Source organism: Streptomyces rubellus (assembly GCF_036323805.1).
In the GTDB taxonomy this organism is placed as follows: Bacteria; Actinomycetota; Actinomycetes; order Streptomycetales; family Streptomycetaceae; genus Streptomyces.
Genome location: NZ_JAZDCX010000019.1, coordinates 87533 through 101468 on the forward strand (window position 1 = coordinate 87533; position 13936 = coordinate 101468).

The 13936-nt window shown below is 68.4% G+C and carries 9 protein-coding genes; 5 read left to right on the forward strand and 4 right to left on the reverse strand.

Annotated features, from left to right (window positions below; genetic code table 11):
- Nucleotides 1-37 precede the first annotated feature (37 nt).
- The gene (locus V1L54_RS21510; RefSeq protein WP_330119712.1) at nt 38-1825 is read left to right on the forward strand and encodes an amidohydrolase family protein; all 1788 of its coding nucleotides are present in this window, start codon (nt 38-40) and stop codon (nt 1823-1825) included.
- Nucleotides 1826-2418: 593 nt separating this feature from the next.
- Here V1L54_RS21510 and V1L54_RS29520 read toward each other — a convergent pair.
- On the reverse strand, nt 2419-2814 hold the full coding sequence (locus V1L54_RS29520; protein ID WP_443076734.1) for a hypothetical protein: 396 nt from the start codon (nt 2812-2814) through the stop codon (nt 2419-2421).
- Between the two features lie 255 nt (nt 2815-3069).
- On the opposite strand from V1L54_RS29520, the gene V1L54_RS21520 reads away from it, so the two are divergent.
- From V1L54_RS21520 to V1L54_RS21535, 4 genes are all read left to right on the forward strand, one after another.
- Nucleotides 3070-4314 (forward strand): polymorphic toxin-type HINT domain-containing protein, encoded by a 1245-nt coding sequence (locus V1L54_RS21520; RefSeq protein ID WP_330119713.1) that lies wholly within the window; start codon nt 3070-3072, stop codon nt 4312-4314.
- Nucleotides 4315-4320: 6 nt separating this feature from the next.
- On the forward strand, nt 4321-4611 hold the full coding sequence (locus tag V1L54_RS21525) for a barstar family protein (protein ID WP_330119714.1): 291 nt from the start codon (nt 4321-4323) through the stop codon (nt 4609-4611).
- Between the two features lie 1066 nt (nt 4612-5677).
- Entirely contained in the window at nt 5678-6016 is a 339-nt protein-coding gene (locus V1L54_RS21530) for a hypothetical protein (protein ID WP_330119715.1), read from the forward strand.
- 1188 nt (nt 6017-7204) lie between these two features.
- Nucleotides 7205-8878 carry a DUF262 domain-containing protein gene (locus V1L54_RS21535; protein WP_330119716.1) on the forward strand — a complete coding sequence of 558 codons (1674 nt, stop codon included), beginning with the start codon at nt 7205-7207 and terminating at the stop codon, nt 8876-8878.
- A 127-nt stretch (nt 8879-9005) separates the two neighbouring features.
- Here V1L54_RS21535 and V1L54_RS21540 read toward each other — a convergent pair whose 3' ends face one another.
- The 3 genes from V1L54_RS21540 to V1L54_RS21550 form a co-directional block, all read right to left on the reverse strand.
- A complete protein-coding gene (locus V1L54_RS21540) occupies nt 9006-9755 on the reverse strand; it encodes an EcsC family protein (RefSeq protein WP_330119717.1) in 750 nt (249 codons plus the stop codon).
- 280 nt (nt 9756-10035) lie between these two features.
- Nucleotides 10036-12177, reverse strand: a complete 2142-nt coding sequence (locus V1L54_RS21545; protein ID WP_330119718.1) for a UvrD-helicase domain-containing protein — start codon at nt 12175-12177, stop codon at nt 10036-10038.
- 79 nt (nt 12178-12256) lie between these two features.
- A complete protein-coding gene (locus V1L54_RS21550; RefSeq protein WP_330119719.1) occupies nt 12257-13849 on the reverse strand; it encodes a serine/threonine-protein kinase in 1593 nt (530 codons plus the stop codon).
- Between the last annotated feature and the right edge of the window lie 87 nt (nt 13850-13936).

Consider the following 13936-nt stretch of genomic DNA (forward strand, 5'->3'; position numbering starts at 1 on the left):
CGCACATGTTCGTCCGGACCAGTCATGGAGACATGTGATGACAGCAGGGCTTTCACGGCGTCGAGTCATCGGCGCCGGCATCGGAATCGGCGCCGGCATCACGGCCGGGGCCGTGGGCGCACCCGCGGCCCACGCCGCGGCCCACGCCGTGCGCCCCGGCTCGACGGTCGCGATCACCGGAACCACGGTGATCGACGCGACCGGAGCCAGGCCGCAGCGCAATGTCACGGTGCTGGTGCGCGGCGAACGGATCGCCGCCGTCGGCAGTGCGCGCCGGGTCCGTGTACCGGCGGACGCGGAAGTGGTCGACGGGCGCGGCAAGTTCGTCGTCCCCGGCTTCATCGACTCCCACGCGCACGGCAGCGGCCAGGAAGAGATCGACCCTCCGCTGTTCCTCGCCAACGGCGTCACCACGGTGCGCGACCTGAACGGCCAGGCACTGCTGTACGACTGGCGTGACCGGGTCGCCGCCGGCACGCTCTTCGGTCCCCGCTACCTGGTCGCCAGCAGCATCGTGGACGGCAACCCGTCACTGCTCGTGGGCCTCGGCTCGCCCTACATCGAGGTCGCGGACGGCGAAGAGTCCAGAGCAGCCGTGCGCAGGTCCGTGGCCGAGGGAGCGGACTTCATCAAGGTCTACGCCCGGCTCACGCCGGACGCCTACCACGCGATCGCGGACGAGTGCCGCAAGCTCGGCGTCTCGTTCGTCGGCCACACCCCCGACGCGATCCCCCTGGCCGAGGCGAGCGCTGCCGGGCAGCGCAGCTTCGAGCACATCTACACGAGCTGGTTCGACACGTCGAGCGAGGAGCGGGAGATCCGCCGCCGCCTGGCGAGGATCGAAGTCGGCGGTGGCGAGTACAACAGCTGGTTCCGTCAGACCCACCCGCTGGAGGTGCTGGCCGCACGCACGTTCGACCCGCACCGCGCCCGAAAGGTGTTCCGCGGGCTCGCCGCCGACGGCTCGCACCAGGTGCCCACCCTGACCCAGCACCGCGTGTTCGATCTGCCCGAGTCCGTCGCGCTGCACGACGACCGGCTGCGCTATCTGCCCGCCGCCACACGGGACGGCTGGCGGATCCAGCTCGAACAGCTCTACCTGGCCGGGCGTTCGCCGCAGGACGTGGCCGAGCACCGGGAACTGTTCGCCGCCCGCTTGCGCTGGATCGGCGCCGCGCACCGGGCCGGCGTTCCGGTCCTGGCGGGCACCGACACCGGAACGGCCTATGTCTACCCCGGCTTCAGCCTGCACGACGAGCTGGAGAACCTGACCGAAGCGGGTCTCAGTCCGATGCAGGCCCTGCGGGCGGCGACCAGTGCGCCCGCCCGGTTCCTCGGACTGCACGACGTGGGCGTCGTCCGGCGCGGCGCGATCGCCGATCTCGCCGTCCTCGACGCCGACCCCCTCGCCGACATCCGCAACACCAAGCGGGTGCACGCGGTGGTCGTGCGGGGCGCGCTGATCAGCGCGGAACGCCGGGAACGCATGCTCGGAGACGTCGAGGCCGCCGCGTCCGCCGGGGCGCTGCCCGCACGGCTGGCCGGCTGTGCGTGTGTCCCGGTCCTGGCTTCGGCGGACGCGTCGGGCCTCTCGGCGTGGAGGGTGCGGGCCTGGTGCATTCGATCGGTGGCGGGTTCCCCGGATTCACGGCCCGTCCGTACCGGGCAGGCCGAACAAGGCCGGCGGCTCGGGGCGCGAGTGACTGACGGAAGTCTCCTGGATGGCGTCCAGGAGACTCGACGGGAAACCGCTGTCGCTGTGTGCTCAAACGTGTCTGTTGCCACATCGTCATCGGTCTCAGCGGGGTGCTTTGTGGCGTGGTGACCGTTTGATTCTCCTGGTTGTGCGGCTGCGGGACCTCTACGTTGTGTCCGTCGCGCATCACAGGATCTTCGCACTCTGCTCCGGGGGGTTCAGGGGATGTTTCGGCGTGCTCGTGCACGGGGGTTGGGTGTCGTGGTGCTGGGCGCCGCGCTGGCCGTGGGTTTGCTGCCCGGCGTGGACTGGGAGCGGGCGGTCGCACGGCCTGCGGAGGCTGTTCGGGGGGAGGGCGCGGAGGCGCGGGCGTCGGCCGAGAGCAAGGCGCTGATGGAGGCGAAACGTTCCGGCGAACCGGTGGAGATCACCTCCTTACGCGGGGAGACCAGCGAGGTCCATGCCACCCCGGACGGGGACCTGGAGGCGGTCGAGTACCTGAGGCCCGTACGTGCCCGGGTGGCGGGCGAGTGGAAGCCGGTCGACACGGGGCTGGCCCGGACCGGTGAGGGCACCGTCGCGCCCGGGGCCACCACGGTGGCCCTGGAGTTCTCCGGCGGCGGTGACGGGCCGCTGGTCCGCATGACGAAGGCGGGCCGGGAACTGTCCCTGACCTGGCCGCAGGAACTTCCCACGCCTGAACTCGACGGTGACACGGCTGTCTACCGGGAGGTCCTCCCCGGTGTGGACCTGCGTATGGGGGCCCAGGCCGACGGCTTCACCCAGTTGCTGGTGGTGAAGACGTCCGAGGCCGCGAACAGCGCTGCGTTGAACGAGCTGCGGCTGCGGCTGGGCACCGGCGGGGTGCGGGTGCGTGAGACCGCGGACGGCGGGCTGGAGGCGGTCGACGACGGGGCCGGGGGCGCGGTCTTCGAGGCTCCGACGCCCCTGATGTGGGATTCCAGCGGCGGCGCGGAGACCGGGGAGGCGGCGGTGCGGAGTTCCGCCCTGTCCGGCACCGGTGGGGGCGAGCCGGGTGCGGGGGAGTCGGGGAAGCTTGCGCCGGTGGGGGTGGAGGTGCCCGTCGGCGGCGGTGAGCTGGTGCTGAGCCCGGACAAGGGGGTGCTCAGGGGCGAGGACACGGTCTACCCGGTGTTCATCGACCCGCAGTGGTACTCGCCGCGGGCATCGGCGTGGACGATGGCGTCGCAGTACTGGGCCTCCTCGCCGCAGTGGAAGTTCAACGGCGACCCGGACGCGGGGCTGGGCTACTGCGGCTGGGACTACTGCCGGCCGCACGACACCAAGCGGCTCTTCTACCGCATCCCCACCAAGCGGTTCGAGGGCCGGACGGTCCTGTCGGCGGCAACGGTGTGGCCGACAGCTACTACTACAAGAGGGAGGGCAAACAGGGCAGTGGCTGGTTCGGAGACCGGTACGGGGGCTGGAGCTACCGCCACGTGCAGTTCTTCCCCGGTCCCATCGGATCGAAGAAGGACGGCTACACCGTCAACTACACGTGGTCGGGGAAGGCCCAGAGCAGGGGGGTCGGCAAGAAAGACGGACAGGCCTACCGGTCCTTCGAGCGCGAGCAGCCCAAGGGCGCTCTCCCCCTGGTCATGGGCACTGTCGGTTCGATCCTCCTTCCCGACCTCCACGAATGGGAGAACTGCTTCGGCGGAAGCGTCTCCGGCTGCGCTTGGGCTGCAACGGACCTGCCCGTCCTCAAGGCGTTCAAGACAGGACGTCTGCTTAAGGGGAGGAAGGCCGACGACGCCGCGGAGAACGCCACCACCTGCACGAGGGGGAGACACAGCTTCCTGGCCGGCACCGATGTCCTGATGGCCGACGGGTCCACCAAGGACATCGAAGACGTCACCATCGGTGACAAGGTCATCGCGACCGACCCGGAAACCGGTGAGACACGGGAGCGGGAAGTCGTGGCGACGATCCTCACCGAGGACGACAAGGCCTACGTCGACCTCACCATCACGACCGAGGACGGGACCGGCACCCTCACCACCACCAGCCACCACCCCTTCTGGTCCGAATCCGACCGTGCCTGGGTCGACGCCGCTGACCTTACTCCCGGCACCGCCCTCCGCACCGACGACGGCACCACCGCCACCCTCCAGGCCATCCGCACCTACACCGACCATCAGGACACCTACAACCTCACCGTCGCCGACCTGCACACGTACTATGTGCTGGCGGGCGAGACTCCGGTTCTCGTACATAATTCCACGTGCATTCGGTACGGTAGCGCTCTTACAACTGCGGAGGCGGCAAATCCGTTGGTTGAAAGTCTCCGTGCGACGGGGAAGCTGCCCGATAACTATGTGACCAAGGCGCAGGCTGCTGCCGCCGGCTGGGAGCCTGGAAAGGCGTTGGGGAACAAAATGCCCGGCGCTCAGATTGGCGGAGACATATTCGAGAATGCCGACGGTTTGTTGCCGAGTGCTGGAGGGCGGACCTGGTATGAGGCTGATGTGGGCATCAATAACATGATGAAGCGGTCAAAGCAGCCAGGGACTCGGTTGGTCTATTCGAATGACGGGCTCGCTTACGTGACCAGCGACCACTACGGGAGCTTCTATCGGCTGCCCAACTGGAAATGAGAATCTATGAGAGTTGAAATCGACGGCGCAGTAATTCGCTCCGAGAGGGATCTTCATGAATTCTTGTCGCGAGCTCTAGATTTCGGCCCCTACTATGGAGCCAATCTGAGTGCTCTGTGGGATCGACTATCGGCGGACGTTGAACGACCGGTCGAGATCGTCTGGAAGGAATCGGAGCTGAGCAGAAGGGCGCTGGGTGAAATTGAGTTCGAGAAGATTCGCGATCTCCTGCTTCGTGTCCAGTCGCAGGATGAATCCTTTGGGTGGTCCGATCGTTTCTCGGTGATATTCGAGTAGCATGCGGGGCCCGCCGAAGCGTGACTCGGTGGGGTTCCTGAGCGGTGTGACGGCAACGTCAACGGAGGATCCGCTCGGCGGATGACATCTTCGCACCTCTTCTGTTCTTAGGGGCGGCGTTACGCTCGATCAGGTTCGCTCATTCTTTGTGGATCAGAAGGGCTGGGTCGAAGAAGGTCCAGGGTGAGGGAGAAGTACTGGCGGTGGTTGGGTGATTCGCGAATATGCGAATCGTGAAGACCCGACTGGGAGAGTGCTCAGGTGGAATCCGGGTGGCGGTCATCACGGTGAGGGTGCCTACTGGAGAGTCGTGGATATTGAAGGTGATCCGGGAGGGATCATTCGATGACCAGCGAGCGGAATTTGGCCGACTTTCGGCAGTGGGTCCTCGCTGTGTTGGACCTGCTCGGGGTGGAACCTGAACCGTCAAACTGCATACTTGCAGGCGCCGAGAGTGGAAGCGGATGAGGCGGAGACCAGCCCGGTCTTGGGCTTTACGGAGCTGCCTTGGGACGAGCCTCGAATATCGGGGGCCCGGATCGGGCACTTGCGGGCAGGCCAAGGGCTGCCCGATTCGCGGGCCAGCGTACGGGCCCCCGGATCTCTCGACCCAAGGCAGCTCCACCCCAAAGCCGCTACGCCGGCCTTGCCGAAGGCCGACGCATGGTCTCCAGTCCATGCAGGGTTCTGACGGCAACGATGACGGCACCTACGACCGAATAGATAGTGCGCACGGTCCAGATGTAGCTGACGGTGTCGATTACCAGGTGCAGAGAATTCATGACGGCTCCCCCACTGCCGCGGGTCACGATCTTCCTGGTATCGGGCATGACCCTGATGCGTTGGCCTCCTGCTTTGCGTCGTGGCGAGGAAAGATGACGCATACGGATACCAGGACTGGATCGCGTGTGGCATGCGACTCCAGTCGAGGTGTGCTAATCGTGACGGCTGGCCGTAACGTCCACGGTTTCAGGTACGGTCAGGGTGCCTTTGAAAGTGGGAGGTGTGTGACGCCATGAGGGTAAAAGTTGCAGCTACGGCGACTCGTAGTGGAGTGCTCCTGTGGTTGACGGAGGTACAGAAGCAGTTGATCTGCGAGACGCTCATTTTCCACGCGGATCGTCCTGATGGGGACCGTCCTTCGATTGTGCGCCTTGGTGTCGATCGCGCAAGCGCTGCACAGGTAATGAAGAAAGCTGCCGGAGCGAATTCAGAGTTCCAGCTCAATGAGATTCACGTGCTGTTTGCGGCATTGGTTTCTGCTCCAGTCCTGATGCCCTCTGAGGAGGTGTTCTATGAAAGAATCGGCTTCTTTCGAGAGCAGGCATTTGCATTGGCTGGCGGGTTGGTGAGTGCCATCGGGGCAATGCCTGACTGGATCGGAGAGTCTTCCGGAAGCGCTTGACCGGAGGGTTCTGCCTTCATGTAGTTCCGTGAGTCCGCCTGGCGCTTGTGAGGACAAACAAGCACAAATGTGAAGCCCCGCCAGGTGCGCTCTGGCAGGGTGCCTGCGTGGGGTGACGACAAGTAGTTGACGGCAACGTCAGCGGACGAGAGTTGCGCGGGATGACGGCTCATCGCCGTCGCCGCTGCTCGTCTCGGTAATCTCCAAGCTGCCGAGCGCGGTGCTGAGGGTACTGTTCTGTGTCGACGTCGGCGATTCATGACGGTCCGCTTCTGATCAGGGCTGCGCAGATACATCGCCTCGAGCGCTACCGCACTCCCGCCGCCCTCGATGCCGGCAGCCTGTCGGCAGCGCCCTGACTTACGCAGTCCGGCCCGGAGAAGCCGATGGCGGCAAGGAGCATGAGTCCAGCGCACAAGGTTCCCGCAGGAACGCTCGCCGGTTATGGCATAGTCAGCGTCAGTTCGGCGCTTAGTGGTGCAATCCGTGGGATATTCGCCCAACTCGCCCCTCGGGCACAGACCATTCACCAAGGGAGTGCGGGTCGGGAGCGATCTCGACCCGCACTCTGCGTTGTCCGGGCTCGTACGACAGGCGCAGCCCGAGCTTGCGGTACAGACGGTTCTTCTGCCGCTCGTCGGCGCTGCGGAGTGTCTCCGCGACATCCCGCACCGCGTCGACGGCCTGGGCGATCCGTTCGCGTGAGGGCGCGGCCCGTCTGCGCGGCCGCAGCCGGGCCGCGGCGGCGGCGCGGCGGGCCTCGGTCCCGGCGATCCAGTGGGCGACGGTTCTGGGCGAAGGACGCCCTTCGCCTGGCACGCCGTCATACCGACCTGCGGAAAATGTGCTCGGCGTACACGGTCGGTGGCGGCTCCCCCGGAGGATGTCGCGGGGGTGGTCGACGGTGCTGCCCAGGACGTACCGGCCGGGAAGCGGTTCCGGCGGTGAGCCCTCCCTCCGGGGCCGTGTCCCCGGTCGTACGTGGGTCGGCACGAGGCGTCATCAGCGGTTCTGACGGGGCGGGGCTCGGTCCGGGAGTCGGTAGCCGTAGGACGGTCGGCTGCTGAGGAAGGGGCCTTCGAGCCGGGCCTGGGAGGACGTACCCGCAGTGGAGACGCCTTCATATGGGGAGTTGAGTCGATCGGGAAGAGCACCACAGAGCTTTCCTTGTTCCGACATCATCGAACCATGCAAAAACTCGAGGCGCACGAAATGCCCCTGCACAAGGTGTTCAGCAGCGACTACGACTTTCAGATTCCTGACTATCAGCGCCCCTACGCCTGGCAGGAGGAGCAGGCGGTCCAACTGCTGACGGATCTGCGGGAAGCACTGGACCGCGGCACGGACGAACCGTACTTTCTCGGTTCCATCGTCCTCGTCAAGGACGGCGGGGCCCCGAAGGCGGACGTCATCGACGGTCAGCAGCGCCTCACGACCCTGACCATCCTGCTGTCCGTCCTGCGTGATCTCACCGAGGACCCGGACCTGCGCGGCGACCTCGACCGGCTGGTCATGGAACCGGGCGCCAAAATCCGTGGACTCGCCCCGAGGCCGCGGCTCACCCTGCGGAGCCGGGACGCGGACTTCTTCGAGAAGTACATGCAGACGAAGGGCGCGGTGGACGCCCTGCTCGAGCTCCGGGAGGATTCCCTGCGGACCGACGCGCAGAAGGCCGTCCTCCGCAATGCGACGGCCCTGCATCGCAGCCTCACCGTGCTGCCCGAGGAACGCCGACTGGAGCTGGCCCAGATGCTCGCCGAGCGGACGTTCCTGGTTGTCGTCAGCACCCCGGATCTCGACAGCGCCCACCGGATCTTCAGCGTCATGAACTCCCGGGGGCTGGACCTGTCGCCCACCGACATCTTCAAGTCGCGGATCATCGGTGAACTCGACGAGGAGGCCTCCGAGGCGTGCGCCACCACCTGGGAGGACGCCGAGGAGATGCTGGGACGCGACGGCTTCGCGGAGCTCTTCCTCCATCTGCGGATGATCTTCGCCAAGAAGCGGGCGGAACAGGAGCTGCTCAAGGAGTTCCCGGAGCAGGTGCTCAGCCGCTATCTCCCCGACCGGGCCGAGTTCTTCGTCCATGACGTCGTGCGGCCGTACGCCGAGGCATACGCCCAGATCCGGGAGGCACGTTACGAGTCCGCCTCGGGAGCGGAGGCCGTCAACGCCTGGTTCAGGCGGCTGCAGCAGATCGACAACTACGACTGGCGACCCGCCGCCCTCTGGGCACTGCGCCACCACGAGAACGACCCGGCCTGGCTCGACGCGTTCATGCGGGCCCTGGAGCGGCTGTCGGCCAGCATGTTCATCCGCCGTGTCTACACGACCCCTCGCGTCACACGCTACGCCGAACTGCTCCGTCAACTCGATGAGGGACAGGGCCTCGACTCCCCGGCGCTCGAACTGCGGGAGGACGAGAAGGCGGAGACCCGGGCCAGGCTCGACGGTGACCTCTACCTCGTCGGCAGGATCCGCAAGTACGTGCTGCTCAGGCTCGACGAGCTGCTGGCCCGCGGGCAGGGAGTGACGTACGACCACCCGCTCATCACCGTGGAGCATGTCCTGCCCCAGAACCCGAAGGTCGACTCCGGCTGGGTCGAGCTCTTCGACGAGGAACAGCGCGCCCGGTGGACGCACCGCCTGGGGAACCTGGTCCTGCTGAACCGCGCCAAGAACTCGGCGGCCCAGAACTACGACTTCGCCGCCAAGAGGGCCAAGTACTTCACCGGCCGCGGAGGAGTGGTCCCCTTCGCGCTGACCAGCCAGGTACTCCAGCACGCCGAGTGGACCCCCGAACTGGTCGAGGCCCGGCAGGAGGAGCTGCTGGATGTGCTCGCGGAGGAATGGCGTCTGTGACTGAGGCCGCACCGGGCCTGCCGCCGGCACGGCATGCCGGAGCCCTGCCGTCCGAGAAGGAGCGGCAGGGCTCCGGTGGACCTGCTGACTGAGCGACTGAGCGGTGACCGCCTGGTCCACTTCTTCGTTACTTCGGCTCCTCGCTCTCGTCCTCGGTCTCGGCCCGCAGGGCGTCACCGCGCAGGGCCTTGTCCGTCGCCCGTCCGATGACGGCGGTCGCTCCCGCGTCCACAGCGCCTCCGACAATGCCGCCCAGGATGGGGACCCCCTTGGCGAGCGTGATCGCGGCGCGCTTGGTTCCGTACTTCGCGACGAGGTGGAACCCGGCCTTCTTGTTGATCGCGTGGAGCATCGCGATCGGGATCTTCTTGATCATCTGCTCACCGAACTTCTGACCGACCTTCACCCCGAAGGCCGCCAGGACGCTCTGCGAGCTCATCCCGATCGCGAGCATCATCGCGACGGTCCGTACGTGCGGATCACCGATGTCCCAGCCCCGAAGGTGCGCGATGGCACCGGCCATCCGCATGTTGACGGCGACGGACGCGGCCACGTTCGCGGGGATCGTCACGCCAGCGGTGAGCAGACCTCCGAGCCCGGTGACGAACCCCTGAGTCCCGGCCGCGGCCACGGACTCCTTGATGAGGCGGGTGATGACCGCGTCGATGTCGTCCTTCATGTCCTCGGGAGAACGGCGCTCGTCGTCGTCAGGCGCCCTGTAGTCGGCGCCCTGCCGGCGCGAGAGACGGTCCTCGGCCCAGGCCACCGACCCCGTGATCGGCCCCACGCCGTTCACCATGACCTTTTCCGCAAGCTCAGCGGCCCACCGCCCGGTCTTCTCGACCGCTCCCTCGCCGGGAGTCTTCTCGTCGGCCATCACACACCCCATTCCGCGAGCGCCCCGCCGGGAGCGTCCCGCACCACCGCGGGCAGGAGAAGGATTCCGGCCGCCGGCACCCCCGGCAAGACTGCGGGCGGCCGAAGCCGCACCCCCCTCTCGCCACCGCCCGTCCACCCCTTCGCGTCACGACGTCCTTCGCCGTACCGCCTTCACGAGCTGAAGCGGCTACACCTTCCCACATGAGTGAAAGCTCCGTCAAACAGGCGCCATCTGCGTGCCTGTGTTCGATTCGGGGGCGATAATCAGTCCGCACCAGCTACCCCGCCCCGCAGCTGGCCTCCACCAGGAACGGGCTCGGCTGCCCGGTCCACGAGACGTACAGGCCGTCCCGGGCACGGGTGCAGGCGACGAACAGCAGGCAGCGTTCCGCGGCGAGGTCGGCCTCGTGCTGAAGCCGGTCGGCCTCCTCCGGGGTGATGGCCGAAGGGTTCGGCAGGGCGCGGTCGTTGACGCCGACGACGGCGGTGTAGCGGTACTCGAGCCCCTTGAAAGTGTGCATGGTGCCCACGTTGACCGCGTCGTCGGTGCGGGCGGCTCCCGCGCGGACCCGGCTGGCGGGGACGCCGGCCGCGATCAGGCGGTCCCTGGCCTTCTCGCAGGTCTTGTTGAACCGCGCGCAGATCCCGATCTCCCCGTACGCGGCACCGCCGTCCACCCACGCACGCACCTGCTCGACCAGGGCGTCGAGTTCGGCCTCCTCCGTCTGGGCCGCGTGGACGCTCGGCCCGGAGCCGTGCAGGGCGGAGCTGTACCCGACCAGGGTGTCGTGCCGCCCGCTGTCGGCCAGTTCGGCGTAGGGGCGGCCGAGCAGGAGTCCCGTCGCCCAGCTGAGGATCTCCTGGGTGGAGCGGTAGTTCTTGCGCAGCTTGGCCGAACGTCCGGCGACGTTGATGCCGAGTGACTTCAGCGAGACCCGGTTGTCGTAGATCCGCTGGTGCGGGTCACCCGCGATGAACAGGTCGTCGGGGCGCCGCGGGGCGGCCGCGCGGAGCATTCGCCACTGGGCTGGGTGGAGGTCCTGGGCCTCGTCGACGACGACGTGCCGGTAGCACGGCCCCTGCCCGGTCAGCAGGTCGGTGGCCTCCGCGCAGGTGCCGAGGTAGGTGCGCAGCCCGTCCTCGGCCAGGCGCCGGGTGAACTCTTCCACGGTCCGCCACACCAGCGGCCGGGCGGAGGCGGGCAGTGCGCTGCCGCGGCCCCGGCGCTCGCAGCGCTCGTACTCCTCCCCGCTGCGGATGTCCTGGGCGAGGACGACGTGCTTGTACTCCTGGGCGAGGAACTGCGGGGTGCCGGTGAAGCCGGTGGCCTCCGCTGCCCGCTCCCACCGGGCGGTCTCCTCGTACCCGGTGAGCGGCCGGCGCGAGGTGTTGACCACGCGTCCGGCGAAGGCGTCGACGGTCATGACGTCGACCCGGTCGCGCAGGTCCGGATCGTCGACGAGCAGACGGAGCCCCTCGGTGAGGGAGGCCACGAGGGCGTTGGTGAAGGTGGTGAGGAGGATGCGGTCGCCGTCGCGCAGGTGCCGCAGCAGGTGCCGCACCCGGTGGAGGGCGACGACGGACTTCCCGGTGCCGGGACCGCCGGTCACCTGCGCGGGGCCGGAGTACGACGGACGGTAGGCGACCTTGTGCTGGGCGGGGTGCAGGAAGATCCGCCAGGCGGCGAACGGCTTGTCGAGGATGTCGCGCAGTTCGTCGGCGTCCGTGACGACGGCGATTCGGGTGCGGGAGTGCGCGATGGCGGTCGCGTAGTCGGTGGTGTCGACGGGTTCTTGGGAGGCCGCGTCGGCCAGCGCCGGCACGACGACCTCCTGCCACGTCTGCTCGACACTCGCACCGAGGGCCAAGTGCTCCAGCACCCTGTACTGGTCCGGCGGGAAGAACCGCCCGAAGACGTCGAGCTGTTCCAGGCTGGTCAGCACGCGCGCCTGCGCGAGGGTGGTGGCGTCGATGCCCAGCGCGGCCATCTCCCCGTCGGAGATCTTCGCGAAGAGCCGCCGCTCCTCGGCGGGCGCGACGCGCTCGTAGGCGGGGGCCAGCTCCTCCAGGGTGGCGATCTCGCGGAGCTCCACGGCGCCGGTGACGGCGTTGATGGTCGCCTTCTGTCTCACCGCCCACTCGGTGGTCTCGTCGTGCGGGCCGACCCGGAGCAGCACGAAGGTGTCCCCCGTCTCGGGTGCGAGGACCACGCCGCGGTATCCCTGGGTAATCCGGATGGTCCGGATCTGCCGGTCCTTGGCGCCCTTGAGGGATTCCAGCTTCAGGCCCGGGTTCCTGAAGAGCTGGGCGAGGGTGAGCCGCTCGAACTTCTCCCAGGCGTCGAACACGCCGTTCCTGACGTGCTTCTCGAGCTTCTCCAACTGCTGGCAGAAGGCGATGTCGAAGGCGAGATGCGGCATACCGGGATCTTAGGCCGCCGCGGCGTGGCCGCAGGCCGTTCGGGCGTTCTTCCACCGGTGGCCGACCGGGCCCCGCCGGTCATTCGCCGTCGAGCTCACGGCGGAGCATGGCCAGGACCTCCGCGGCCTCGACGGCCACGTCATGGTGCGGCCCGTGGACGAGCACGACGTCCTCGTGCAGGGCTTCCAGAGCTGCCCGGGCCTCTCGCGGGTTGCCCTGGCTCAGCAGCAGCATGCCGATGTCACGGCGCAGCTCCACGGCCGCGTCGCTGACGTCGCTCTCGACGGCCCGCTCCACCTCCAGGACGGCCCGCAGCTCCGCCAGGGCCTCGGTCACCTGGCCGAGTTCGCCGCGGCAGCGGGCGGCCTGGGCGCGGCAGTCGCGGGCGGCCTCGCCGGTCGGCCCGTTGATGCGGCCGTACGCCTCGGCCAGCGCCTCGAACTCGGGCAGGGCCGCCCGGTGGTCGCCCGCCAGCTGCCGGCTGATCGCCCGGCGTTTCCGCAGCCGCAGGACGGCCTTGTTCTCGGCGCCCAGCGCCCTCGCCAGCGGCTCGATCATCTCGCCCGCGACCTCGGCGGCCTGCGTGTAGCGCTCCTCCTCCATGAGGGCGATGTAGTGCTCGTCGACCTCCCGCAGCCGGGCCCGCAGCAGCTCCCGCTCGGGCGGCGAGACCACGTGCTCGGCGACCTGGCCGGGTGCCGCCGTGTCCGGGGTGACACGGGGACGGCTCTCGGCCCGGGCGCGGGGCGCGTAGGGGCGCCGGTAGAGTCCGGTCGGGTCCGGCGTCCCGGGCGGCCCGGCCTCCCCGAGGGCGGAGGACTCCCCGGGCGCGGGCAGGAAGGGCATCAGCCGCTCGTACACCTCCTGCACGTCCACCGGCCGGCTCTCCGGGGTCTTGCGGAGCAGGTGCAGGACCAGCGCCTCCAGCTCCTCCGGCACGTCGGCCCGCAGCCGCCGCAGCGGGGTGGGCGCGGCGCGGACGTGCCGGTCCATCAGCTCGAAGTCGCTGCGCGCGTTGAACAGCGGTTTGCCACAGAGGAGCTCGTGGAGCACGCAGCCGAGGGCGTAGAGGTCGGTGCGCGGGGTGACCCGGGTGCCGCGCACCTGCTCGGGCGACATGTACTGGTGCGTGCCGATGGGCCGGCCGGAGGCCGTCAGCCTGGTGACGTCGGTCTGCAGGATCGCCGCGACGCCGAAGTCGAGGACCTTCACCGTGCCGTCCCGCGCGACCAGGATGTTGGACGGCTTGAGGTCGCGGTGCACCACGGGCACGTCGTGCGCGTACGACAGCACGGTGGCGACCTGCGCGGCGACCGCCACCGCCCAGCTGATGGGAAGGGGCCGCTCCTCGTGCACGTACCGGGTGAGGGGGACGCCCTCCACCAGCTCCATGACGAGGAACAGGTGGTCGTAGGTGCTGTCGAGGACGGCGTCGTACACCTGGGGCACACCCGGGTGCTGGATGCGGGCGGTGATCCGGGCCTCGCGGCGGAAGCGCCGCTCCAGCTCCTCGGCCAGCTGGGGCGTGGCGGCGACGGCCTGCGGCCGGATCCGCTTCACGGCGACGGGCCGGTCCAGCACCGCGTCGTAGCCCCGCCACACGTCGCCCATGCCCCCGTTGCCGAGCCGTTCCAGCAACTCGTAACGGCCCGCGATCGGTCTGTCCGGCACCTGTCCCCGTCCCGCGTCCTGCGCTCGTGCTCGCCCGTTCCACCGAGCCCTGTTGGCCGCGGCCAGTTTTCCCGGGAAGGGATTACC